This is a genomic window from Pseudoalteromonas sp. H103 (assembly GCF_001469205.1).
GTDB lineage: Bacteria > Pseudomonadota > Gammaproteobacteria > Enterobacterales > Alteromonadaceae > Pseudoalteromonas > Pseudoalteromonas carrageenovora.
This window is the reverse complement of sequence record NZ_LOFG01000020.1, coordinates 193,487-218,373: the sequence shown is the minus strand read 5'-3', so window position 1 is coordinate 218,373 and position 24,887 is coordinate 193,487. Positions and strand designations below refer to the sequence as shown.

19 protein-coding genes are annotated in these 24,887 nt (G+C 37.6%); 8 read left to right on the top strand and 11 right to left on the bottom strand.

From position 1 onward, the window contains the following. Positions 1–68 precede the first annotated feature (68 nt). Positions 69–1,283, top strand: a complete 1,215-nt coding sequence (locus ATS74_RS18660) for a hypothetical protein (protein ID WP_033021802.1) — start codon at positions 69–71, stop codon at positions 1,281–1,283. Positions 1,284–1,353: 70 nt separating this feature from the next. Here the strand turns inward: ATS74_RS18660 and ATS74_RS18655 are convergent, their stop codons facing one another. Next, complete coding sequence (locus ATS74_RS18655; RefSeq protein ID WP_058550359.1) at positions 1,354–2,229, bottom strand: DNA replication terminus site-binding protein; 876 nt, start codon at positions 2,227–2,229, stop codon at positions 1,354–1,356. A 938-nt stretch (positions 2,230–3,167) separates the two neighbouring features. On the opposite strand from ATS74_RS18655, the gene ATS74_RS18650 reads away from it, so the two are divergent. Next, on the top strand, positions 3,168–4,517 hold the full coding sequence (locus ATS74_RS18650; protein ID WP_002962128.1) for a class II 3-deoxy-7-phosphoheptulonate synthase: 1,350 nt from the start codon (positions 3,168–3,170) through the stop codon (positions 4,515–4,517). A 60-nt stretch (positions 4,518–4,577) separates the two neighbouring features. Here the strand turns inward: ATS74_RS18650 and ppsR are convergent, their stop codons facing one another. Beyond that, on the bottom strand, positions 4,578–5,387 hold the full coding sequence (gene ppsR / locus ATS74_RS18645; protein WP_058550358.1) for a posphoenolpyruvate synthetase regulatory kinase/phosphorylase PpsR: 810 nt from the start codon (positions 5,385–5,387) through the stop codon (positions 4,578–4,580). 154 nt (positions 5,388–5,541) lie between these two features. Between ppsR and ppsA the strand changes: the two genes are divergently transcribed. Beyond that, the gene (gene ppsA / locus ATS74_RS18640) at positions 5,542–7,917 is read left to right on the top strand and encodes a phosphoenolpyruvate synthase (RefSeq protein WP_058550357.1); all 2,376 of its coding nucleotides are present in this window, start codon (positions 5,542–5,544) and stop codon (positions 7,915–7,917) included. 686 nt (positions 7,918–8,603) lie between these two features. Beyond that, positions 8,604–11,651, top strand: a complete 3,048-nt coding sequence (gene ydiJ, locus ATS74_RS18635) for a D-2-hydroxyglutarate dehydrogenase YdiJ (protein WP_058550356.1) — start codon at positions 8,604–8,606, stop codon at positions 11,649–11,651. 145 nt (positions 11,652–11,796) lie between these two features. On the opposite strand, the gene ATS74_RS18630 is transcribed toward ydiJ, so the two are convergent. Further along, positions 11,797–12,996 (bottom strand): cation:proton antiporter, encoded by a 1,200-nt coding sequence (locus ATS74_RS18630; RefSeq protein WP_058550355.1) that lies wholly within the window; start codon positions 12,994–12,996, stop codon positions 11,797–11,799. Continuing rightward, entirely contained in the window at positions 12,996–14,207 is a 1,212-nt protein-coding gene (locus tag ATS74_RS18625; protein ID WP_058550354.1) for a tyrosine-type recombinase/integrase, read from the bottom strand. The genes ATS74_RS18630 and ATS74_RS18625 overlap by 1 nt, the downstream gene beginning before the upstream one ends. A gap of 141 nt (positions 14,208–14,348) precedes the next feature. Between ATS74_RS18625 and ATS74_RS18620 the strand changes: the two genes are divergently transcribed. Together ATS74_RS18620 and ATS74_RS18615 are read left to right on the top strand one after the other, a co-directional pair. Then, positions 14,349–14,912, top strand: coding sequence for a YSC84-related protein (locus ATS74_RS18620; RefSeq protein ID WP_058550353.1), 564 nt, complete (start codon positions 14,349–14,351; stop codon positions 14,910–14,912). Positions 14,913–15,079: 167 nt separating this feature from the next. Further along, positions 15,080–15,478, top strand: coding sequence for a hypothetical protein (locus tag ATS74_RS18615; RefSeq protein ID WP_152996134.1), 399 nt, complete (start codon positions 15,080–15,082; stop codon positions 15,476–15,478). A 316-nt stretch (positions 15,479–15,794) separates the two neighbouring features. On the opposite strand, the gene ATS74_RS18610 is transcribed toward ATS74_RS18615, so the two are convergent. The 4 genes from ATS74_RS18610 to ATS74_RS18595 all read right to left on the bottom strand — a co-directional run bounded on the left by ATS74_RS18610 (position 15,795) and on the right by ATS74_RS18595 (position 20,480). After that, positions 15,795–16,817, bottom strand: a complete 1,023-nt coding sequence (locus ATS74_RS18610) for a patatin-like phospholipase family protein (protein ID WP_058550351.1) — start codon at positions 16,815–16,817, stop codon at positions 15,795–15,797. A 139-nt stretch (positions 16,818–16,956) separates the two neighbouring features. Continuing rightward, a complete protein-coding gene (locus tag ATS74_RS18605) occupies positions 16,957–18,363 on the bottom strand; it encodes an alanine/glycine:cation symporter family protein (protein WP_058550350.1) in 1,407 nt (468 codons plus the stop codon). 126 nt (positions 18,364–18,489) lie between these two features. Beyond that, positions 18,490–19,401 carry a citrulline utilization hydrolase CtlX gene (ctlX, locus tag ATS74_RS18600; RefSeq protein ID WP_058550349.1) on the bottom strand — a complete coding sequence of 304 codons (912 nt, stop codon included), beginning with the start codon at positions 19,399–19,401 and terminating at the stop codon, positions 18,490–18,492. Beyond that, on the bottom strand, positions 19,398–20,480 hold the full coding sequence (locus ATS74_RS18595; protein WP_058550348.1) for an ornithine cyclodeaminase: 1,083 nt from the start codon (positions 20,478–20,480) through the stop codon (positions 19,398–19,400). The genes ctlX and ATS74_RS18595 overlap by 4 nt, the downstream gene beginning before the upstream one ends. 167 nt (positions 20,481–20,647) lie before the next feature. Here ATS74_RS18595 and ATS74_RS18590 point away from each other — a divergent pair, with 167 nt between their 5' ends. Beyond that, positions 20,648–21,079, top strand: a complete 432-nt coding sequence (locus tag ATS74_RS18590; protein ID WP_058550347.1) for an Lrp/AsnC family transcriptional regulator — start codon at positions 20,648–20,650, stop codon at positions 21,077–21,079. A 45-nt stretch (positions 21,080–21,124) separates the two neighbouring features. On the opposite strand, the gene ATS74_RS18585 is transcribed toward ATS74_RS18590, so the two are convergent. The 3 genes from ATS74_RS18585 to ATS74_RS18575 all read right to left on the bottom strand — a co-directional run bounded on the left by ATS74_RS18585 (position 21,125) and on the right by ATS74_RS18575 (position 24,290). Then, entirely contained in the window at positions 21,125–22,120 is a 996-nt protein-coding gene (locus tag ATS74_RS18585) for a patatin-like phospholipase family protein (protein ID WP_058550346.1), read from the bottom strand. A gap of 296 nt (positions 22,121–22,416) precedes the next feature. Further along, a complete protein-coding gene (locus tag ATS74_RS18580; RefSeq protein WP_082660689.1) occupies positions 22,417–23,406 on the bottom strand; it encodes an LLM class flavin-dependent oxidoreductase in 990 nt (329 codons plus the stop codon). Between the two features lie 140 nt (positions 23,407–23,546). Next, on the bottom strand, positions 23,547–24,290 hold the full coding sequence (locus tag ATS74_RS18575; RefSeq protein ID WP_058550344.1) for a siderophore-interacting protein: 744 nt from the start codon (positions 24,288–24,290) through the stop codon (positions 23,547–23,549). Between the two features lie 124 nt (positions 24,291–24,414). On the opposite strand from ATS74_RS18575, the gene ATS74_RS18570 reads away from it, so the two are divergent. Then, positions 24,415–24,834 carry a MarR family winged helix-turn-helix transcriptional regulator gene (locus tag ATS74_RS18570; protein ID WP_058550372.1) on the top strand — a complete coding sequence of 140 codons (420 nt, stop codon included), beginning with the start codon at positions 24,415–24,417 and terminating at the stop codon, positions 24,832–24,834. Positions 24,835–24,887 lie beyond the last annotated feature (53 nt).

The window sequence follows — 24,887 nt, the reverse complement described above, 5'->3', positions numbered from 1 at the left end:
TAAACATTTAACTTTTGTCGTTTTATGTGTTGTTATTAGCTGTCGCAATAAAAATGGAAATAAGAACAATGAGCCGAAAGGTCAACATCTCGGTAGATAACTTGCCCGATACACTAAGGGGCCAAATCCACGGGGTGGAAAGTGCAATCGATAACGAAAGTTTAGCACTGTTTACAGATAATAAAGATGTGCGAATTTCAATCGAAAATGCAGCTCATGGATTACGTGCTTACTCTAACACATTTAATCATTATGATTTGTGGGGTCGCTTTGTACGTTCTGGCCATAAAAAATTGCCTCTAGAAGAAGCTCCTAAAAAGACGATAATAACGCGTAAAATATCTGAAAAAGTAGATGGTATTTTATATGATGGCGAAATAAAAATAACGCCTGCTGTTGTTAGTACGCGTAAAGATGGTGAAGACGTTGAATATTTAGTATGGCCATCAGATAGAGAAGAAAAAGTTGAGCGCGCACTTATTCGTTTAGCCTCTAAAGGTAAAATAGTAAAAATTAATTTTAAGTCCGGTATTCAATATGCAGTCGTTTTTTCTATGAACGAATTAGCACAGGAGCTTAAAGCGGTTGGGCAGTCAATGCCTTATCCAGCAATCAAAGAATCATTAGAAGCACTTCAAGGTTCTAAACTTTCATTTAAATATTCTGCTACCGACACTAAGAATTCAGACATTGACGATTCTTTTTATGAGTCAAATATGAATTTTTTATCGTCGCTACACTTTAGTGGTAAAAAAGGTCAAGGTGGCAATGTTAAATGTGTTGCATGTTTAAATGCTTTTGTTCATAACATGATTGATAACCTTGAATACAAAGGATATTATTTTAATAGTGCCCAAGAATTAAAACGCGGCTTATCACGTTGGATGATGTTACGTTTGTATCATCTTTGGCGATATGCGGCGCCAGGTAAAACGTATCATTTTAGATTACTTTCTATTATGGAAAAATATGGCTCTATTTATTCTACAGATGATATTACTGAGAATAAATTAAAGGCATTACGTCGTGATATGACTACGACAATGAAAGATTTGATCGAAAAAGGGGCTATATCTGAATACAGCATCACAAATGTAAAAGACGATAAAACCGGAAATATTATCGACTACACATATGAAATGCATCCATCGGATCAGTTTTGCGACGAGATACTTACATTAAACAAACACAATAAACGCATAGAAATTCAAGGCGGTAAACGTATCGTTGAGAATGCAGTTTTAATTGATGAAGATAAAATTGAAGAAATAGTAGAAAAATAAAAAGGTTTATTTTAAACAATTAAACACCAAACCAAAAAGGCCACATAAAGTGGCCTTTTTAACATAATCATTATTTGTCTACTTGCTCTAAATATAACCTATCGACTAAAAAATCATACTCTCGCTTACGTGGGTGAGCATCTGGCTTTTGATAATCAGGTAAAATACCAAGCTTTACATCTGGTTCTGGGTTTATCAAAATAAAGGGTAATGCAGCACTAACGTGGTAACGATTTTGAGCTGTGTATCTAACATTTACTTGAGGGCTTACACGGGTAGGGCGTCTAATCCTTAATTTTTCTTTTTCACCTAAACTAGCTACACGCATTTGTTCTTGTGCAACTAATGATTGCCATTTTTGTTGATCAATCATTCTGGGGTTTCTGTAACCGGCCGATTTATCAAGCATCTCTAAAGCCATTTTTTTTGTGAGTGTTTTTGTTGCGTGCTTATGCATCCACGTAAAACGTACTGAAAAAGGCGAATCACTCTCAGAATGTATTTTTCTGTAGGCAGCTAAAGTAATTAAATTAGGCATTGCATTGTGTACTGCTTCAAAACGAGCATCGTTATTATCTATCGCGACAATACAAGCTTTAAAATCAGCCTTAGCCTTATTCACCTGAGCTATTCGATTATTAAGCGATTCTTTATCTGCATTTTTAATTACAAGTAAACCAGGGTGGCGCTTTAAAACACGACTACTTAAACCATCTTTTTTATAAATATCAGTGAATGAATTAAGGATAGATTTATGTGCTAAATCACCCGAAATCCTATTAGTGATAATAGACTCTGGAACAATGCTTTCATCAGCGCTACTAATATTAGGCAACTGATAATATTCAGCCTTCGAGTACTCACAAGCTTTTAGCTCTTCTACTAACAATAATGTTAGCTCATTCATTAAATCAAACTGACTTCTAATTTGTATTTTACTAACCATATACAACCAAGAACACATCTTACAATTTTGTAATTATCACATATAACCTTTTACTTGTTTATAAATACTTCAATTTTATGACCCTGCTAAGATAAATTTTTTTAAAAAAATAAGTATGATGTGTTCTTTAATTGTGAGCTATTAATATAATTACTGCATAAAAATAATTCGTTAATATAATAGCCGGTACATTAGCTGTTATCTCATTATCCAATGAGTAAATCTAACTCACTAATCTACTATAGTGATAAATAATAAACTGCAAATCATGAGTGTGAGATATTTTAATTATTTACTCTGGATGATTGAGGCTTTGGACTCAGAGGGCAAAATGAGCGGTACCAATGTATGGAACTTAACTAAACAGAGCATATTTAAGTAACCAAAGGTTTTTGGTGTGCTGGAATCATTACATAGTAGATGAACGTAAGTGCACTGAAGGGTTAGTATAAATTATAAATCGAGTACGTAGTCAGCTAAGTGGATAAGCTAGCTTTAAATAAACTAAAGCCCCATAAACACTATTGGTAATTTTTGTTAGCAATTCATTAGAGTTACCATGCCTTTAGCACATATAATCCTGCGTTCATACTGATTATCTTTTTTAATTATTTTAGTCTGTAAAGTTAAGAGTACAAACCTGTGCTTTTAAGTATGATGTGTTCCCTTGTTGTTTGTATACATGTAATGCTTGCCTTTAATTTAATATAAGATACTCAAAATATAATTAATTTGCTTTTATCTTGTTGTTATTAAGTGAATAAATATTATAAATAAAACAAAAAAATGGCATGCAAAACAGCTTATTTAAGTTATAAAATTTATATATACCTAGCTCATAACTAAATAATTGGTAAATAGTGAATTTAGTCCTTGAACTTAGGTGCCTGCATACGTTAATTTCTTCTTATCAGGTAATGTAGGAATGAGGAAAGAACATGCAATCGTGGAACCCAAATAGTTGGAGAGAGCTGCCAATACTGCAGCAACCACAGTACCCAGATCAAGAAGAGTTAAAGTCAGTAGAGGGCCAATTAAAAAGCGCTCCGCCATTAGTATTTGCTGAGGAAACAAGAAGCTTATTTAAACAGCTTGAAGATGTGTGCGAAGGTCGTGCATTTTTACTTCAAGGTGGTGATTGTGCTGAGTCGTTTAGTGACTTTAACGCAGCTAATATTCGCGATACATTTAAAACCATTTTACAAATGGCGGTTGTATTAACTTACGGCGGTAAATGCCCTGTAGTTAAAATTGCACGTATGGCTGGCCAATATGCAAAACCACGCTCTGCAGATTTAGAAACAATCGATGGAGTTTCATTACCATCTTACCGTGGTGATATTGTAAATAGCTTTGAATTTACAGAAGAAGCACGTATACCAGACCCTCAACGTTTAATGAAGGCTTACCACAACAGTGCAGCTACATTAAACTTACTACGTGCATTTGCACAAGGTGGCTTAGCTGACTTACACCAGGTAAACCGCTGGAATATGGGTTTTGTTGCCGCTAATCCGCAAAAAGAGCGTTTCCAACAACTTGCAGACAAAATTCAAGATGCACTTGAATTTATGGAAGTGTGTGGCATTAATTCTACAATTGCACCTAGCCTTAAAGAAACAGATTTATACACTTCTCACGAAGCCTTATTACTAGGTTACGAAGAAGCGCTAACACGCCGTGACCACCTTTCAGGTGATTGGTACGACTGTTCAGCACACTTTGTTTGGATTGGTGAGCGTACACGCCAGCTAGATCATGCCCACATTGAGTTTTTCAAAGGTATTAAAAACCCCATAGGTGTTAAAGTTGGCCCTGGCATGGACCCAGACGACCTAATTCGTTTAATTGATGCAGTAAATCCAGATAATATCCCGGGTCGCTTAACGTTAATTACGCGTATGGGTGCTGATGTTCTTCCAGAGAAATTACCAGCACTCGTTCGCCGCGTTCAACAAGAAGGCCGTAAAGTAATTTGGAGCTCAGATCCAATGCACGGCAATACTGAAAAAGCGACATCTGGTTACAAAACACGTAGCTTTGATAATATTATGCGCGAGATCAGCCAATTCTTTGCAGTACACAAATCTGAAGGTTCATATGCAGGTGGTGTTCATTTAGAAATGACAGGTCAGCACGTAACAGAGTGTACAGGTGGTGCTTACGGTTTATCAGACGATGACCTAGCACAGCGTTACAAAACACAATGTGACCCTCGCTTAAATGCAGACCAAGTATTAGAAGTTGGTTTCTTAGTAGCTGATTTATTAAAAGACGCTCGTAAGTAATAAGTAAAAAATTAAAGCCGCATATTGCGGCTTTTTTTAGCAAAATAGTAAATTAGTTTGTTAGTACTTACGTCGCTCAAGGTTACTGTCAATTAGGATTTTAGCAGATATTTCTTCTACCGAATGATGGGTAGAATTAAAGTACGAAATTTTATGGCGTTTATATAACATTTCTACTTCACGCACTTCTATTCGGCATTGCCTAATAGACGCGTATTTAGAATTAGCCATACGCCTATGCCTTATTGCAGCTAAACGTTCAGGGTCAATAGTCAGGCCAAACAACTTATGTTTGTAAGTGAGTAAACACTTAGGTAAACCCTCACTTTCTAAGTCGTCTTCTGTTATTGGATAATTAGCGGCTTTAATACCGTATTGTAGTGCTAAGTATAAACTGGTTGGTGTTTTACCACTGCGGCTCACACCAACTAAAATAATATCGGCTTCAGAAAAGTTTTTAATGTTGCCACCGTCATCATTCATTAGTGCGTAGTTGACGGCGTCAATTCTAAAATCATAGCTTTTTTCGTGAATAGAATGCGTGCGGTGCATTTTTGGTACTGGTGCTACATCAAGCTCTTTTTGTATTTTTTCGCTATAAGTAGAGAGAAAATCGTAAGCAACAGCATCGGCCGATTTAATAATTTCACTTAAGTTATGATTAACGAAGGTAAAGAACACAAATGGCTTCTCACCTTCTTTTGCAGCAGTTGCGTTAATTAACGCTTTAATTTCATTTGCTTTTTCTTCTGTTTCAACAAAAGGAATAGTTTTATGATTAAAATCAACCGGAAATAACGACAAAGTCGCGTGCCCAAACACCTCTGAGGTGATTGCAGTACCGTCTGATATATAAAAAGCAGTTCTCATAGTTAACCTTTTTATTACGTTTAATCCCTAAAATGGGTTACTCACGGTTTACGTGAGGACTAATGCCAGTGTAGAATGAAGGTGACCTTTATAAAAGGTTTTCTTTCTTAACTCTCACAGTTTCAACTACAATTTGTTTTTTGGAGAAAGACCCGTGCAAGAATACGTTCTCTGGTATCAAGAGCTTGGTATGCAAGATGTTCCTCGTGTTGGTGGTAAAAATGCCTCACTCGGTGAAATGATTTCAAACCTAGCAAACGCAGGTGTACAGGTTCCAGGTGGCTTTGCCACTACAGCCGACGCTTTTAACGAGTTTTTAGATCAATCAGGACTCACCGCAAAAATTCACGACATTTTAGATACACTCGATGTTGATGATGTAAATACACTTGCCAAAGTAGGTGCCGATATCCGCCAATGGATAATCGATACACCATTCCAACCTAACCTAGATAAAGCAATCCGCGACGCTTACAGTCAACTCCACGGTGACACAACAGCAGATGTTTCTTTTGCAGTACGTTCATCAGCTACCGCTGAAGACATGCCAGATGCATCATTCGCAGGCCAACAAGAAACTTTCCTAAACGTAGTAGGTATCGACTCAGTAATGGTCGCTATTAAACACGTGTTTGCTTCTTTATTTAACGATCGTGCAATATCGTACCGCGTTCACCAAGGTTATGATCATCGTGGCGTAGCGTTATCTGCAGGTATTCAGCGCATGGTACGCTCAGATAAATCAGCATCAGGCGTCATGTTTAGTATTGATACAGAGTCGGGTTTTGAAGACGTTGTATTTGTTACATCAAGCTATGGCTTAGGTGAAATGGTTGTACAGGGCGCAGTAAACCCTGATGAATTTTATGTTCATAAACCAACCTTACTGAAAAACAAACCGTCAGTAGTACGTCGTAACATTGGTTCTAAAGCCATTCAAATGATTTACTCAGAAGATAAAGCGCACGGTAAACAAGTAGACATCGTTGATGTAGACCCAGCGCTTTCAAACAAATTTTCGATTACAGATGAAGAAGTGCAAGATCTTGCCAAGCAAGCTGTAATCATCGAAAAACATTACGGTCGTCCTATGGACATCGAATGGGCAAAAGACGGTAACGACGGCAAACTATATATAGTTCAAGCGCGTCCAGAAACTGTTCGTTCAAACGAAGACGCAAACGTAATGGAACGCTTTCAATTAAACGGTACTAGCAACGTAATTGCTGAAGGGCGTGCAATTGGTCACAAAATTGGTAGTGGTGTTGTTCGTGTACTCGATTCAATTAAAGAAATGGATCAAGTACAAGAAGGTGACATTTTAGTTACCGACATGACCGACCCAGATTGGGAACCAATCATGAAACGTGCTGCAGCGATTGTTACAAATCGTGGCGGTCGTACTTGTCATGCTGCAATTATTGCACGTGAATTAGGTATTCCAGCAGTGGTTGGTTGTGGTAATGCAACCGATTTAATCAAAGCGGGCCAAGAAGTAACTGTTTCATGTGCTGAAGGCGATACAGGCTACATCTACGAAGGTATTTTAGACTTTGAAATACTAACGTCGCGCGTTGATAAAATGCCAGAACTGCCAATGAAAGTTATGATGAACGTGGGTAACCCCGATCGTGCATTCGACTTTGCACGTTTACCGCATGCAGGTGTTGGCCTTGCCCGTGTTGAGTTTGTTATTAACCGCATGATTGGTGTGCACCCTAAAGCACTTTTAAACTTTGATGCGCAAACACCCGCTCTACAAGCAGAAATTACCGATATTATTGCCGGTTACGAATCACCTGTAGAATTTTATATCTCTAAGTTAGTAGAAGGTATTTCTACACTTGGTTGTGCCTTTGCACCAGAGCGCGTAATCGTGCGTATGTCTGATTTTAAATCAAACGAATACGCAAACTTAGTAGGTGGTGAGCAGTACGAACCAGAAGAAGAAAACCCAATGATTGGTTTTCGTGGTGCTGCACGTTATATCTCTGAAGACTTCCGTGATTGTTTTGCCCTTGAGTGTGAAGCAATAAAACGCGTAAGAAACACCATGGATATGACCAACATCGAAATCATGATCCCATTCGTACGTACCCTTGAAGAAGGTAAACGCGTAATCGAATTACTAGAAGAGCATGGCCTTAAACGTGGCGAAAATGGTCTTAAAGTAATAATGATGTGTGAGCTTCCTTCAAATGCATTACTTGCAGATGAATTTTTAGATATGTTCGATGGATTTTCTATCGGCTCTAACGATTTAACTCAGCTAACACTTGGTTTAGACCGTGATTCAGGTTTAATCGCACATTTATTCGATGAGCGTAACCCTGCTATTAAAAAGCTACTTTCAATGGCTATTAAAACAGCTAAAGAAAAAGGTAAATACGTAGGTATTTGTGGCCAAGGGCCTTCTGATCATGAAGACTTTGCAGCATGGTTAGTAGAGCAGGGCATTGATTCTGTTTCACTAAATCCAGATACAGTACTAGAAACTTGGTTATACCTAGCAGATAAACTTGCTAAATAATTACGGTTTTAGTTACTAATAAAAATGCCAGCTTTATAGCTGGCATTTTTATTAGTGGCATAATTTAGCGTACTAATTTTTTATCTAAATAATTACACGATTTAGTTAAGGCTTTTTGGCATAGTTTTAAATAATGCCTCGCTTTTGGGTAGTAAAAAGAAAAGCACAGTAATCCCGCCATAAAAAATATCAGCGAGGGGCTAAGGGCGTGTTTATCTTTGTGGATTGAAATTTGTTCAATCTAGGGGCGATTAAATCGCGGCGCGAGGTTTGTAACCTAGTGGGCTAAGTAAAAATCGAGTAACAAAGAGTTAATCGTCCCTAGAAAGAACCCATTGGGCAGCGCATGTTTGGTATTTATGCTGCGTTATCGCCTATTTATGGGGAGTAACCACACTACATAGGCTCTGCCTTGCCTAAAAACCAAACATACTGCTGCAAATTCAACAACCAAAGGTCAACACGCCCTAGCTACTACAGAAAAAAACAACCCAAGCAAAATAAACAAAACACCTATGATCTGTAATAGTAATTTTTTCATATAAACCTCTACACATTGGTTTAACTTGATTATAAATACAGAACCTCAAAATACGACAAAAAGAGTGTTACAAACTGTAAAATCTTCAATTTCTATTAGCCATCACCATGATATAATTACACAAATGCCTTAAATTATCGCCGTCATGATAGCAACAATTACACAGCAAGATGCAGCGACCGAACTTGTCGCAAATTACTTAAGTACTATTAAAAATCAAGGTTTTAGCGGAGACACCGATGCAAGCTATGCAACGCGTTTAACTGCCTCTACCGATAACAGTATTTATCAGCAAATTCCGCAAGGTGTTATTTTTCCTAAAACCGAAAAAGACATTCAACTCGCTTTGCAAACCGCATCTCGCGACCCATTTTTGTCGCTTACTTTTGGCCCGCGTGGTGGCGGTACGGGTACAAACGGGCAGTCACTAACGCCTGGTATTGTTGTTGATTTATCACGTTATATGCGAGAAATTCTCGAAATTAACGTAGAAGAAGGTTGGGTAAGAGTACAAACAGGTGTAATAAAAGATCAATTAAACGACTTTTTAAAACCCTATGGTTTTTTCTTTTCACCCGACTTATCTACTAGTAATCGTGCAACTATTGGCGGAATGATCAGCACCGATGCATCAGGCCAAGGGTCAGTAGTTTACGGTAAAACCAGTAATCATGTTTTAGGCTTAACTACGTATTTAGTTGATGGCACACCTATGGTTACCTCGCCAATCGACATACAAAAAGCAAAAGTTATCGCCGAGCAAGACTCACTTATAGGTAGCTTATACAAAACAGTATTAGATATTTCTATTACGCAGCGCGATGCTATTTTAGAGAAGTTTCCACGCTTAAATCGCTTTTTAACCGGCTACGACCTAGAGCATGTGCTAAGTGATGACTTACAAACTTTTGATATGAGCAGGCTAATTACCGGATCAGAAGGCTCATTAGGTATAGTCACTGAGGCAAAATTAAACTTAACACCCATAGCCGAATTTAAAACACTTATAAATATTAAGTACGATAGTTTTGATTCTGCACTTCGTCATTCACCTTTTTTGGTAGATGCACGCGCAACATCTGTTGAAACAGTCGACAGCAAAGTATTAAATTTAGCGCGCGAAGATATAATTTGGCATTCAGTATCGGACTTAATAACCGACGTACCAAATAAGGATATGCAAGGGCTCAACATGGTTGAGTTTAATGCAGTATCGCCCGACGACATAAAAGACAAAGTTAACACACTTTGTACATTGTTAGATGAGTGCGTAGCAAATCAAACCAACGGTGTAATTGGTTATCAGTTAACCAACGATAAAAGCAATATTTTAAAAATTTACGCAATGCGTAAAAAGTCAGTCGGTTTGCTTGGTAATGTTAAAGGCAGCCAAAAGCCATTGGCCTTTGCCGAAGACACCGCAGTACCGCCAGAAAACCTAGCCGATTATATTGTAGAATTTAGAGCATTACTCGATAGCCATAATTTACAATATGGTATGTTTGGCCATGTTGATGCCGGCGTTTTACACGTACGCCCAGCACTTGATATGTGCGATCCAGAACAAGAAAAACTACTGCGTACAATTTCTGATGACGTTGTAAAACTCACAGCAAAATATGGCGGGTTAATGTGGGGCGAGCACGGTAAAGGTTATCGAAGCGAATATGGCCCTGAATTTTTTGGCGAACATTTATTTAATCAACTGCGTAAAATAAAAACTGCATTCGATCCTAATAACAGAATCAACCCAGGTAAAATATGTACACCCATTGAAAGTGAAGACTCACTTGTAAGTGTAGATAGTCAAAAACGTTCTTACTTTGATAAGCAAATATCTATCGATGTAAAAACCAGTTTTAATAACGCTATGACCTGTAATGGTAACGGAATATGCTTTAACTACGACGAAAATTCACCTATGTGTCCGTCGTATAAAGTAACCGGCGATCGTAAGCATTCACCAAAAGGGCGCGCAACATTAATGCGCGAATGGTTACGACTTCAAGAGTCTAAAAATGTAGATTTACTGAAAGTAGAAAAAGAACTTAATAAAGGTGAAGTTATTACTTGGTGGGAACGCTTTGTTCATAGCCGAGAAAAAAACAAAGGCGTTTACGATTTTTCTCACGAAGTAAAAGAATCTATGGATGAATGTTTAGCATGTAAAGCGTGTACAACTTCATGCCCAATAAAAGTGGATGTGCCAACTTTTAGAGCGCGCTTTTTAAATTATTACCATAGTTATTACGCTCGTCCACTTAAAGATTATTTAGTTGGGAACATAGAAACCTCGGCTCCGCTTATGTCAAAATTTGCACGTGTAATTAATCCTGTTGTAAAAACCAATTTAGTAAGTGGGTTAATTAAAAAAACGGTTGGCTATGTAGACACACCTCAATTAAGTATTCCATCACTTGATAAACGTGTAGCCAAAGCGCATAAATTTAATTTTGAATTATTAGATTCACTTTCAGGTGAAGAGCAAAATAATTATGTGTTAATTGTGCAAGACCCATTTACCAGTTTTTATGAAGCTGAATTAGTACAAAGTTTTATAACGCTTATAACTGCACTGGGTAAAAAACCTATGCTATTACCCTTTAAACCAAATGGTAAAGCACAGCACGTTAAAGGTTTTTTACACGAGTTTAAAGTAACAGCAAAAAATGCCGCCGAGTTTTTAAATAAACTCAGTGATATAAATGCGCCACTGGTTGGTTTAGATGCATCGTTAGTTATGTGTTATCGCGATGAGTACAACACAATTTTAGAAAGTAATCGCGGTGATTTTCATGTACAACTTGCACATGAATGGCTACAAACTCAATCTTTCAAATCGTTAAGTGCAAAGAAAAAGCAAGATACAGAATTTACATTGCTTAGCCACTGTACAGAAACAACGGCATTACCAAAAGCGGCAAGTGTTTGGAAAACTATTTTTACTGATATTGGTTTAACACTAAACACAACAAATACCGGGTGTTGCGGAATGGCCGGTACATACGGCCACGAAGCACAAAACCAAGAAAACTCTCGTACACTTTACGAAATGAGTTGGAAACCAATTGTAGATAAAAATAAACCAGATCAACTTTTATCTACCGGGTTTTCGTGCCGCAGCCAAGTTAAACGCTTTGAACAATTTAAACCTAAGCACCCAATAGAGTTACTCGCACAGGTACTTAGCTAATAAAAAGTTAAAGATAAAAAAGGCGTAACTTAAAAATAAGTTACGCCTTTTTTATTAATACCAATTCACTTAATTAAGTGATCAATTTTGAGGCTGGAAAAACGTGTTGGTACCTCGGCAAATAATTCACTAATTTTTATAAAAGTTATTTAGATTGTTTAGCAAAACTATCTGCAATTGGTTTTGTACTTATACCGTGAATAAACACACTAAATAAAATAGTTGTCATAGCGATAGTTGCAATGTCGTATTTATTTTCTATTTGTGTATCTATAACCATTAAAGTAAAAACAATCGATGCTAAACCTCGCGGTCCAAACCAAGCAAATGTAAAACGTTCTTTTGTATTAAGCGCTGTAAATTGAAGCGACAACATAACCGGAATTATTCTAATTAACGTAGTACTAAGTAACGCATAAATAATTATTTCTTTATTCATATTTGGTAAAACTAAATATGCACATACAAAACCAAACAGGCACCAAATCATTAACGATGTAAAATCAGCAATATGTTCAGAATCTTCAATCAGTTCTGCTCGAACACCCGTGTCTGAAAACTTATCAAATAACAAACCCGCAATAAATACAGCAATAAAACCACTTCCATGAAAGTACTGCGTTATTGAAAAAATAGCCATGGCAAAACCTAATAGTAAAAATGGACTAGTGTTTTGTGCAAAGTAATGACGTTTCATTGCAAAATTTAATACCGGAATAAATAAAGCAATTGATGTAACCGCTATTAATACAGCTAAACCTAACTCTCGCGAAAACACACCTAATGTTTGCGATGCTGTTATTGCTGAATCAGGATTTTTAGCAAGCAAAATAAATATTAAAAACACAGGTACGCATAAACCATCGTTTAATCCGCTTTCAGTATTTATACCTTCTCGAATTTTTTCAGGTACATTTGTACTTGCTAATAAACCTTTACTCAATGCGGCATCGGTCGGCGTTAAAATAATTGCAAGCAATGCAGTTTGAATAAGTGATAACTCTGTAAATAAAAATAGTCCAGCACCAATACCACAAAGTAAGGTAAGGGGTAGGGCAACAAACAATAATAAACTAGGATACTGAAAACTATGTTTTAAAACACTTAATTTAGATTTAGCCGCATCAGAAAATAAAAATATACTTAAAGTCAGTTCTATTAACGGTAATAAAAAATCTATGCCCGTTTTTAATTCTTCGCCTTCATTGGGCAGTAACCACGCTAAACCTATTCCACCTAAAACAAAAAACATAGGTCCTGTAATTTCTGTTCGCTCTAATTGCCTAATAGAAATTGAGTAAACTAAAAATAAAAAACCAATAAATGCTATCACTAAGTATTCCATTAAATTTTCCTTTTAACGCCAGATTTTGCTCGCTCTTTAATATTTGTTTGAATATAAATTTGATCGGTTGTCGCAATTTTAGAGTGCCCTAAATCTTCCGATAAATGTTTTAAAGGCCGTGTTTGTGCATCGTGTGTTGCACCAGTATGGCGTAGCCAATGTGCAGTTGCCGCTTCAAGTTGTTCTGCATCATCTTTAAAACCATCATCAAGTAAAGATTGTTGGGCCAAATCAAAACTTTGTTGTACTAAACGCCTAATTTGCCTAACGGTCATCCCACCTTGGCCACGAATTTTATGAACTAATGGTTCTGATTCGTCAACGCGAGGTAGGGCGGGTAACCCTCTGTATAATCGGTAGCGTTTTAAATATTCAACAAAATCGTCACTTAATGTAACATCACGAAGTTTATTGCCTTTACCCATAATACGTAAAAACCAAAAGCCGTCATTATCTTGCCAAAAGTGGGACATAACAGGCGACCACTGCGGGCGCTCTGACAATTCAGAAATTCGTAAATATAACCCTTTTAAACAAGCTAAGGTAAATAAATTACGCTCAAGATCTGGTTTTTGTTCGCATAAATCACGTGTTACACCAAATACATATTCCCACTGGATATCACTTAAAGTATCAGGAATTTGTATTTGAGACTGAACCACTAAATAGGGGCTATTTTTTTTAACCACAGGTAAAAAGTTCGCAAATGTGCGTTCTTCTAAAATCGCAAATTTAAAAAACACATTTAATGCGGTAAACATAGCCGACAAAGTTTGCTGGCTTGCTATAGATTCTTTTTGCATGAAAGGGCGCCAATTTTGGTTTAATCGGCGAATACCTTGCTCATCCTTATAGCGCCATTGTACAGAAGTTGATGCCCATTTTTTATCTGGCTCAACCATAAAATCGACATAGGCTTCAATATCTTCACGTTTTAAATCGAACACAGATTTTTCGGCAATTAACCAAGACCATAAATAAAAGCGTTCTAGCTCATTTCGAAAACGACTATATGTTGCTTCTGATTTTCGTCCGTAAACATATAAAAACTGGTATAAAAATTTAAGATCAGCCTTTGATTCAGTTACAGTCAAGCCAACTTGCTGTATAAAGGATGCAAGTTCTGGGTATTCTGATTTAAGAGTATCGTCATCAAGATGAGCAATTTGGTATCTTAATTGTTTTAACGTATCAACTAAAGCAACGAGCATAATGTGTAAATATTCAATAAAATAATAGACTTACAGCTTAACGTTAAAGTCCGATACTGTCTAGTATTGGACATAGTGAAAGTTTAATTATTTACACATTTTTACTGATTTAGTTTTGCTAGGTCTTATTAAGGAAAGTTTATGAAAAAGTTTATTATTTTAAGTGTAATTACATTAAGTGTTTTACTTACAGGTTGTGCCACAACGGGCAGTGCTTCACCAGGCGAAAAACGCTCTCTAGTACAAAGCATGAAATCAAATACGCTAGACAAATTATATGCACAAAAACCCGATGTTAAAAAACAAATTGCCAACTCGGCTGGTTACGCTGTATTTGATAACGCGAACGTCAATGTTGTTTTAGCCAGTTTTGGTGGTGGTTATGGTGTAGTAAAAAATAACTTAACGGGTAAATCAACCTACATGAATATGGGCGAAGCCGGTTTAGGCCTAGGTTTAGGTGTTAAAGACTTTAATGTTGTTATGGTTTTTCATAACCAAGCAGCAGTAAATAGATTTATTGAACACGGTTGGGCATTTGGCGGAAACGCAGATGCAGCAGCAAAATACGAAGATAAAGGTGGAGCACTGGTTGCAGAAGCCATTGCAGATCAAGTTACCGTATATTCTTTAACCGAAAATGGCCTTGCACTACAAGCTGTACTAAAAGGCACTAAATTTTGGGTAGATTCTGAGCTAAATTAACCCCTCATAACTCTCTTAAAAGCGGGCTGGTTTGTATAATCACGCTCGCTTTATTATAAACAACCTAATTTAACATAACGTAATTTATGGGCCATGATCGATAAGTTGTAAATTCTTATACAACCTTGTATATTTTTAATACTGTTAATTATTTAAAGGAATAAAAAGTGACTACTTTCAAAATATTGATGTTTTTCATATTTTTCACCCTATCCATAAGTAATGCGTTTGCAAATAGCTCAACATCTTCATATTTAAAAAATGAAATCAATGAAGCCCATAAAGCTTATTTGTTTAATGATACTGCCACCGGTTTATATGCATTAAATTCACTAGCTCGTTTATTAGAGCATATGGGCCCAGATGAGCTTTCAATTGAAGGAACAAACTTAAACCTTGCTTTAACTTACTTCCGAATTGGACTATTACATGAAAAAAATGGTGATGAACTACTTAAAGATAAATATTTTTCAAAAGCAATAGTTTTAGCTCCAAATTCAGAGGAAATTCTAACTAATGACTTTCGCTCTCTAGTTAATAAACTTGATAAAAATTTTAGTGAATAAAATTTTTTATAGATAAGAATTAGTCGATACTAAAAAAAATTTTATAAAAATGAAACCCTGAAATTTTATTTCACCAAATCGTTATATAAATAATAAAGCTAGTTATTTAGGTATTAATAATTAGCTTTTTAAATTAAAAATTACACCATATCTTATGACGCTTATCTATATTAGTGGAGCAATTCATTAGCTCAAACTATTTTTTTGACAATGATTATTTTATAAATTTTTATTTATTAGATTGGATTTATTTGCCTATCGAATCTGCCTTTACTTTCAAACACTCCTAACTTATTGTTATTTCTAAGGCATACATTTATTTAATCATTAATCTCTTATCAAATGCTTCAGCCAATTTTTCAGTTTCACTAAAAACGGTATTCCAATATTTAATACGTGTGTCTGCATCAAGATCGGTAAAGTCGTTTCTATCTGGAATTTTTCCGTAAGGTAAACCGGCTATAAATTCTTTTGATGGGGTGATCATCACCACGTTATCGTAATTTTGTGGGGACACTTTACGTTTTAAATTTTTATCAAACCACCCTGCTTTTGGCTCGCTATTAAAATGCGGATATAAAATTAAGCCTGGGTTATTAATTTTTAAATCAAAGTGGTAGTCAATTATTCCGCCATCGCGATAAATGCCGGGTGGCGAGCCTGCAATATTTTTTATGCCTTGCATAACAAGTGGTATAGAGCCTGATGCAAGTAAGGCATCTTTTAAATTTGTTTGGCTAAGTGGTATGTTTTGCGTTTTAAAATTATAACTGTCGGTTATTGATAAATTGCTGTTGGGTGCGCCAAAAATAAATCGCTCGTACTGTGAGCCTAATAATTTTCGGTTAACACGGTTGAGCATATAACTTTTTGATAAACCCAGTAGCTGTATTAATTTATTTTCGCTAGCAATAAAGCCATTAGATTTAGCCACTATAAAATGCGCTTTAAATACAGGGTTATTTATAATTTCGGTTACGCCATTGTCTCCAAAAACATCTTCAAGTAATGCACGCGCTTTTATTGTTATTTCATTTGGTGTTGGTTTATTACTTGAGTACCTAGTTTGCGAATACGATTTGGCTAAACGCTCAATGGCAGCAACGGGGTCGTTTTGTGCAAAACAGGCTGAACGAAATGCGCCAGCAGAAGAACCAATTAAATTAAGTGGTTGGGTGCGGTCTTTAAAAAACTCACCAAAAATATATTTGTCTAAGCCAAATAATGTAAACCATTTAGGCCCGCCACTTGCCCCTAAAAAAGAGGTAAATAACTCCGGTTTAAAGCCCTGCTCGTTAATGATTTTTGCTGCTGTTTTACCTGCGTGAATGTCGATCATTAAATCAATTTACCTTGTTATTCTTATATTTTAGTGCTGTTCACACAACCCAAAATTGAATAATTATGCAAAATTAAAAAGCGGTTTTATGTTGCCATAAAACCGCTTTTTATCGTTAAAATTGCTAAAAATACGGGAATCAATCCCAAATGCCGCTTTCGCATTTACCCTGTACTTTTACGTCTTTTACTTTAAATTTGGGCTCTATGCCTTTTTCTCTTTGTGTGTTGTAGTCGCGATTAACAGACAAAATAGTTGGCGTGAGCAATATAATAGCGATTACGTTAACCACTGTCATTAACCCTAATGCTATATCGGCTAAATCCCAGACTTCTTTTAAAGACGCAGATGCGCCCCACAGCATCATTGATAAATAAAGTAATGTATAAATTGTGCGCCCTACTTTGTTATCGAGCTTAAATAAATGCAGGTTACTTTCTGCGTAGGCATAATTTGCTACTACCGAGGTAAATGCAAATAAGGTAATTGCAGCTGCAACAAAATAAACACCGCCTTGTGCTAAATGGGCGGTCATAGCGCTTTGCGTTAAACGTATGCCTTCCATTTCGCCGCTTATATCTACATCGGCTAATAAAATAACTACTGCGGTACAACTACAAAGCACAATGGTGTCGAAAAACACGCCAAGCATTTGTATGTAGCCTTGTGTTACTGGGTGGTTAGGAATAGGGCTTGCGCTTGCTGCAGCATGCGGCACACTACCTGCACCGGCTTCGTTAGAATATAATCCACGTTGAATACCATTTTTAATGGCTGCCCCCATTGCACCTGCGCCTGCCTCTTGCAAACCAAAGGCCGATAAAAATACATCTTTAAGCATGGCCGGTACTTGCGGTAAATTCATAATTGTAATAATAACCGCCGCGGCTACAAATAATATGCCCATTAATGGCACTACTCGCTCAGCAAAGCGGGCAATGGCTTTAAAGCCACCTAATATAATTGAGCCTGCTAATACGGTAATAACTAATCCAGAATAAAAGGTAGGTACTTGAAAAGCATAGTTAAGCGCGTCGGTTATGGTATTGGTTTGCATGGCACTAAAGGTAAAGCCATAACCTAAAAATAAACACGCGGCAAACACAATAGCAAAGGCACGGCTGCCCAAACCTTGTTGAATATAATAGGCGGGGCCGCCTCTAAATTCGCCACCACTATCGCGTACTTTATACACTTGCCCTAATACACTTTCGGCAAAGCCGGTTGCCATGCCTAGTATGGCTATAACCCACATCCAAAATATGGCGCCGCTTCCGCCTAGTGAAATTGCAACAGCGACCCCGGCTAAATTACCTGTACCTACACGGGCACACAGGCCTGTACACAATGCTTGAAATGATGAAATGTCGTCTTTTTTACACTTGCTACTGCCTTTTAACAGGCTAAACATGTGTTTAAATTTTACTATTTGAATTGCTTTTAAACGTACCGAAAACCAAATACCTGCAAACAGTAGTATGTAGATTAGTATTTGGCCTTCTCCCCATAATAGGCCATTTACACTTTTTACTACGGTATCGAACATGGGCTAATCCTTTTGTATTTATTATGTTTTTACTCAGCGCGTAGTTGAGTAATTGGCATTTAATAATGCATGTTAGCCATAGATTAAGGCAGCTAAGCTGCCTTAGTATGTTGACTTAGTGGTAGGTTATTTACTTTGCAGGTGTATGCCAGCAATCATGCATCTAACCGAACCTCCCGCCGACTCTATGGTTCGTATAGGTAACGGAACAAGTTTAGCTGTTTTTTGTATTGCTGCTTTTTGCTCGGTTGTAAGTGCATTAAACGCCGTTTGTGAGAGTGCTAAAATACGACCATTTGTACCTTGTAACTCTATTGCGTTGCCGCAAAAGCTACTTATTTGCTCATTAGATAAGTTTATTACTTCTAAATGGCTTTGTATAAAATGGCTAGTTAATTGTTTGTGCTGACTATTTGGCACCATATCTAGGCTGATCATGGCAAACTCTGTAGCTACACACATTAATACATTAGTATGATAAACCGCAGTACCTTGCTCATCGTATGCGTTAAATACAACAGGTTTTAGCTTTAATTGCTCGCATACTGTATTAACCACTGTTTTAGTAGTGCGCTTAGACTCTACTGCATAAGCAAGCTTATGGGGGTGGTCAATAACAAGCGATCCTGTGCCCTCTAGAAATGCATTTTCTTTCGATAAAAATGAATAATCAGTCACAGACAACACTTTATAGTGATTAGTCAAAAAATCAATAATATCTTTACGATATTCTAACCTTCTGTTTTCTGCGTACATTGGGTACATAACTAGCTCGCCACTTTGATGGGTAGAAAACCAATTATTTGGAAACACAGAATCGGGCGTGTGTGTATGTTCGTCTTCAAAAAGATGAACCGTTACGCCCTCGTTTTGTAATAATTTAACCGCATTAGTGACTTCGTCAAAGGCAAGCTGACTCTGATTTTGTGAGTTGCAGGTACTTTGAAACGTGTTGTCTAACATGGTTTGTGGGTTAGATGTAAAGTGATGCGGGCGCACCATCACCACCGCTGTTGGTGCTTGCTTTATGTGGCTCATGCGACTTGCTCTTGCTTAGGTGTTTTTGATGGTTGTGTACTATTAAGTACCGAAAATAAATTACGCGGATCAGCTTGTTGTGTAATTAAATCAAGTAGTTCAAACTCACCCGCAGCCACCAGCGCGTCTTTAATATACACCAGCGCAGTAAAGTCTTCGCTTGCAAAGCCTACCCCATCAAAAATAGTAAGTTCGTTGTTACTTGTACGCCCAGGTGTTTGTTTATTAATTACTTTGTGAAACTCTGTTACGGCAAAGGTTTCGCTCATTTGCTGTATTTCGCCCTCTATTCTGGTTTGCGGTTCGTACTCTACAAACACATTTGCGCGCGTTAATAATTGTGAATCAAGCTCTGTTTTACCAGGGCAATCCCCACCAATGGCATTTAAATGCACGCCCTGGGGGATCATATCGCTGGTTAAAATAGTGGCATTTTTTTTATCGGCTGTGCAGGTGGTAATAATGTGCGCGCCTTGTACGGCCTCTTTTGCGCTATTGCATAGAGTTACATTTAAGCCGTAACCACTTAAGTTGTTGTAGGCTTTTTGTGAGGCGTTTTTATCAATATCGTATAAACGAATGTGAGTAATACCTAATACAGCTTTAAAAGCTAATGCCTGAAACTCAGACTGTGCACCATTACCAATTAATGTAAGTGTTGTTGAGTGCTTAGGCGCTAAATACTTTGCTACAAGCGCCGATGTAGCCGCTGTGCGTAAGGCTGTTAGTAAGCACATTTCGCTGATCATAACCGGATAGCCGCTATCAACATCCGACAAAATACCAAACGCGGCCACGGTTTGAAGTTCCTTAAAGGTGTTTTTTGGATGACCATTTACATATTTACAGCTAAACATTTTACCGTCGCTTACGGGCATAAGCTCTATTACGCCATCTGGAGAATGCGCTGCATAACGTGGTGATTTATCAAATTCGTCCCAGCGAGCAAAGTCGTGTTCTAATCTTTGGGTAAGCTCAAGCAATACGTTTTCTATTCCGACTTTATTTATAAGTTTGGCCATTGCCTGTACGCTAACGAATGGAACACCTTGTTTAGGTTGTGCGATAAAATGACTCATAAATACCTCTTTAATGACTAAATAAATTAATTGAAATTAGTTTATAGGCCAGAGGTGTTACTTGAAATGCCAAAAGTTTATACAAATAATGGTATTTTTTAGCAAATTGCTATGCAATAAAGTACAAATTTAGTAATTTGTAATAAACACATAACCCAAGGCGTTTTATGACCCCTTACATTTACGACTCATTAGATAACGCATTAATAGCCGAATTACGAAAAGATGGCCGCGCTTCTATTTCAGCCCTAGCCGGTGTTTTAAAGGTGTCGCGCGGGACAGTGCAAAACCGCTTAGACCGTTTAGTCTCATCGGGCGCTATATTAGGCTTTACGGTGCGTGTACACGAACACATAGAAACCGAAGCTGTAAGAGCAATAATGATGGTGGAAGTGGTGGGTAAATCTACATCGCAGGTAATTAAAACCATGCGCGGCATACCAGAGCTAACAAAGTTACATACAACCAATGGCGCTTGGGATCTAGTGGCTGAAATACAGGCGGCAAATTTAGGTGAGTTTGATGGCGTACTCAGGCAAGTACGCGAAATAGAAGGCATTTTAAATAGCGAAACCAGTATATTATTGTCATCTACTTAGGTTAGGTTTAATAATGTCCCTTTACGCTTAAGCGTTAGAACACAGCTACATTGCATAGCTGTGTGCGTAATCTACGATACGTGCGTTTTGGCTTTTTAAATACTCTCTGCCCGCTTTTACACCTAGCTTATGATCAAAGCGTAAATCGTTGTTTGAACTGCCTAATAATTTACTGTGCAGCTTTTCGTCTGCAAAAATTTGTATAATCTCTACATCACTTGGTGGGTTAGCAATAAAGTTAAGCTCATCTAAATACGCTTGCTCATGCTGAATTAAGTAGTCGAGTGTTTTTGGGCAGTAGCCTGATGCACATGCAAACGTTCTTAATTTTTGCACCCACGCAGATTGTGCCTGAAAGTGTGCGTCTACCGTTCTTATAACCACAATTTTACGTGCACCACGGTTATATGCTTCGCGTACAGGTAAGGGTGCAGCTAAACCGCCATCGAGGTAAAAGTCTTCTTCGCTTTGCTCTGCCGCTAAGTGTGCTTCGTTTGCCGCTTTTGTATCTAACCACGGTGTTAGTTTAACGCCTTGTTTGTATAAAAACGGTAATGCGCTTGATGCTTTTAACAGATCGCGCCATTGTTTGCCTTCACCGGTAGGTGATAAGTAATAGGCTTTTCTGTCGCGTGCGTTAGTCGCGGTTATTAAAAGCTCACGGTCGCCTAAACTAGTTTTAGCTGTTTTAAAGTCGAGTACTCTGTTTACCTCAGTGGTTTTATCAAAGTACCAGTCTAAATCTACTATGTGCTTACCCATTAAGCCGCGACCTAGTTGAAAAAAACGTTTATTGCGCGAAAGCCCTCTAATCAAGCGCTTAGCGTAACCTTTTTGGCGAGCTAAGTAGCTAGTTAAATTTTGCGAACCAGCAGAGGTACCAATAAATAAGTCAAATGGGTCATAGTTTTGCTCTAACCACGCATCAAGTACACCGGCTGTGAATATCCCTCGTTGTCCGCCACCTTCAGCAATCAGAGCAACTTTTGGCTGCGCTGGTTTAGTAACTGAATTAGCTGATGGGATGTTTAGAGAATTCACGGTGTACCTGCCTTTAATTTAATGATGTTTTTGTTTATACAGTCATTATAAAAAATTAAAGTGATATCTTAAAATTGATTGTTTAAATCAGTTTGATTGAAAAAACAGAACGGTATTAAATGCAAAAGTAGCCGCTTACAATTGGCATAACACTTTACGCTAACTATTTAAAAACCGAAAACAACTTAATACAGACACCACTAAAAGTTAATAAAATAGGTATAAAACAACTAACTTTTTATGATGCCTGTATATTAACAAGCCTTGGGTGTACGCTTGCTTAACTAAATAACCAATTAATGTTTTATTTCCATTAAAATTTCTAGTGCACGGTGGCGTTTTTCACTATCGTATACGTCGTTTGTAAATATAAACTCATCCACTTCAAGCTCTTTGGCTATCATCTCTAGCTTGTGTTTTATACTTACGTGCCCGCCAACAACGCTTAAGCTTAAAAAGTTCTCTACATGGGCGCGCTCTTGTTCGCTCCATAAACCTTCCATGGTATCTACCGGCGGCTTTAACCACAGCTCTTTACCACGTATTAGTTCAAGCACCCGTTGCTTTGAGGTGGTAGAAAGGTATTGAGCTTCTTCGTCAGTTTCTGCTGCCACCAGCGGTAAAGCAAGCATTACATAGGGTTTATCGAGTACGTTTGAGGCTTTAAATTCACGTTTATACAGTGCTATTGCATCATGTACAAAACGCGGTGCAAAGTGCCCTGCAAATACATAAGGCAGCCCTTTTTGCGCGGCCAACTGAGCGCTAAATAGACTTGAGCCTAATAACCAAAGTGGTACGTTTGTATCCTCCCCCGGAATAGCACGTATTGGGTGAGTACCGTTGTATGGGCCTAATAATGTTTGTAGCTCAGTTACTTCACCAGGAAAGTTTTCAGCTCGGCTTATATCGTTATTAAGTGCACGGCTTGTAACAGGGTCACTACCGGGTGCACGGCCAAGGCCTAAATCTATTCGTGCGGGGTATAAACTTTCAAGCGTACCAAATTGCTCAGCCACAACTAATGGTGAATGGTTTGGTAGCATTATTCCGCCAGAGCCAACACGTATACGCTGAGTTTTACCTGCAATATGACCTACTAATATTGAAGTAGCAGCACAAATTATACCTTGCATATTATGGTGCTCGGCCAGCCAAAAGCGGTTAAAGCCTAATTGGTCGGCGCGCTGGGCGTATTTGGTGGTTTTATTGAGCGTGTGAGAAACGCTTTCCCCTTTGATCATGGGGGCAAGCTCTAATAACGAAAAAGGAATGGAAGATAACAAAATAGCAGCTCCTAAAAATGCATACTAATAATGAGTTCATTATCAGCATAAAACACTTAAATGGGACTGCTATTAAATCAATTCAAGCTAAGGGTAAGCATAAAAGCAAAATAGGTATATGTTATTTTGCTCTAAGGTATTCAAGCAAGCTCAGCATTTTGTTGGCGCTGCTTTTTATAACCTTCAGAGTCAACGCCTTTTTTCCAGTAACCTGATGACACTATATTACAACGCGGTATGTTAAAGTGCTCACTAAACACGGCTTTAGCTTTACGTACTAAACTGGCCTCTAGCGCCATAAACACAATAGGTGGCTGCTCTGTTAGCTCAATAGTTTTAATTGCATTGAGCATTGCTTCATCGGCGTTATTGGTAATTATCCAATTAATGTTGCGTGTGGTGTCTAAATCAATTATGTCTTGCTTTGTTGGGGCATGTATAAACGCATCAATTTTTGAAAACAAAGGAAGCGTTTGTACATAGCCTTTAATAGCATTTACCGATGTTAAATCGCCAAGTAATACATAATGTGAATGCTGGTAATTATCGAGCTTTTTAGGGCCTGGGCCTGCTATACCTAGCTCATCCCCTACTTGTGCAATTTTAGCCCAATGGGTTGCTGGGCCTTGGTGCATATTAATTACAAAATCGAGCGTTAGTGCGCCGCTTTGCTCATTTACATGCTGTATTGTGTATGAGCGCATGCATGCCGTTTTTAAATTTAAATCGGCAACGCCATTTTGTGGAATAAGCACTTTTACATAATTACCAATGTGCGCACAGGTTATATCTGCAAAATCGTCTGAGCCTACAACAATACGCTGTAAGTGCGGTGTAATTTGCTCAGTGCTTAATACTTTAGCTTTGCGAACTTGTTTACCCATTTAAAATCACCTCGTTTACAAAATAGTTAACTGCTTTTTACAGCAAGCATTGCACAACGCCCCATTGGTTGATAAAATCAACTATAGCAAATTAATTGACATTGTCAACCATATTGAGAGCCCTATGAACACGCCTTTATCAAATACCTTGTTTGAACTCATGCAAAATTACCGTGTAACAATCCGTGAGGCCATTAACGCCAAAGAGTTGGGTATTAACGCTATGCACGTACGCTGTATACATATAATTGCTGGTACAAGTAATTGCACAGCTAACGATATAGTTACTAGAACACAGCGCGATAAAGCACAAATAGCACGGTTAGTTAAAGATCTTATTGCGTTAAACCTTATTAATAAGCAAGCAAGTGAGCACGACAAACGCTGTTTTATTTTATCGCTCACTGAGCAAGGCAATACATTGTTTGATAAATTATTAGCGTCTGAGCAGCAAATAAATGATCAAATGTGCAAAAATTTAAACCCTCAACAAATCAAAGACTTTTTAAATACAGCACAACAAATGATCAAAAACATGGATTGATCGTCTTTCATTTCTTGGCATAACTCATACAAAACGCATATACTGTACACTTA

What these genes read in the sequence shown, in the direction of transcription:
- ATS74_RS18630 (WP_058550355.1), bottom strand. Translation starts at nt 12,996, where the DNA reads ATGGAATACTTAGTGATAGCATTTATTGGTTTTTTATTTTTAGTTTAC.
- ppsR (WP_058550358.1), bottom strand. Translation starts at nt 5,387, where the DNA reads ATGAGAACTGCTTTTTATATATCAGACGGTACTGCAATCACCTCAGAG.
- ATS74_RS18605 (WP_058550350.1), bottom strand. Translation starts at nt 18,363, where the DNA reads ATGTTCGATACCGTAGTAAAAAGTGTAAATGGCCTATTATGGGGAGAA.
- ATS74_RS18660 (WP_033021802.1), top strand. Translation starts at nt 69, where the DNA reads ATGAGCCGAAAGGTCAACATCTCGGTAGATAACTTGCCCGATACACTA.
- ATS74_RS18620 (WP_058550353.1), top strand. Translation starts at nt 14,349, where the DNA reads ATGAAAAAGTTTATTATTTTAAGTGTAATTACATTAAGTGTTTTACTT.
- ATS74_RS18655 (WP_058550359.1), bottom strand. Translation starts at nt 2,229, where the DNA reads ATGGTTAGTAAAATACAAATTAGAAGTCAGTTTGATTTAATGAATGAG.
- ATS74_RS18610 (WP_058550351.1), bottom strand. Translation starts at nt 16,817, where the DNA reads ATGATCGACATTCACGCAGGTAAAACAGCAGCAAAAATCATTAACGAG.
- ATS74_RS18575 (WP_058550344.1), bottom strand. Translation starts at nt 24,290, where the DNA reads ATGGGTAAACAAGTTCGCAAAGCTAAAGTATTAAGCACTGAGCAAATT.
- ATS74_RS18590 (WP_058550347.1), top strand. Translation starts at nt 20,648, where the DNA reads ATGACCCCTTACATTTACGACTCATTAGATAACGCATTAATAGCCGAA.
- ydiJ (WP_058550356.1), top strand. Translation starts at nt 8,604, where the DNA reads ATGATAGCAACAATTACACAGCAAGATGCAGCGACCGAACTTGTCGCA.
- ATS74_RS18595 (WP_058550348.1), bottom strand. Translation starts at nt 20,480, where the DNA reads ATGAGTCATTTTATCGCACAACCTAAACAAGGTGTTCCATTCGTTAGC.
- ATS74_RS18625 (WP_058550354.1), bottom strand. Translation starts at nt 14,207, where the DNA reads ATGCTCGTTGCTTTAGTTGATACGTTAAAACAATTAAGATACCAAATT.
- ATS74_RS18650 (WP_002962128.1), top strand. Translation starts at nt 3,168, where the DNA reads ATGCAATCGTGGAACCCAAATAGTTGGAGAGAGCTGCCAATACTGCAG.
- ctlX (WP_058550349.1), bottom strand. Translation starts at nt 19,401, where the DNA reads ATGAGCCACATAAAGCAAGCACCAACAGCGGTGGTGATGGTGCGCCCG.
- ATS74_RS18570 (WP_058550372.1), top strand. Translation starts at nt 24,415, where the DNA reads ATGAACACGCCTTTATCAAATACCTTGTTTGAACTCATGCAAAATTAC.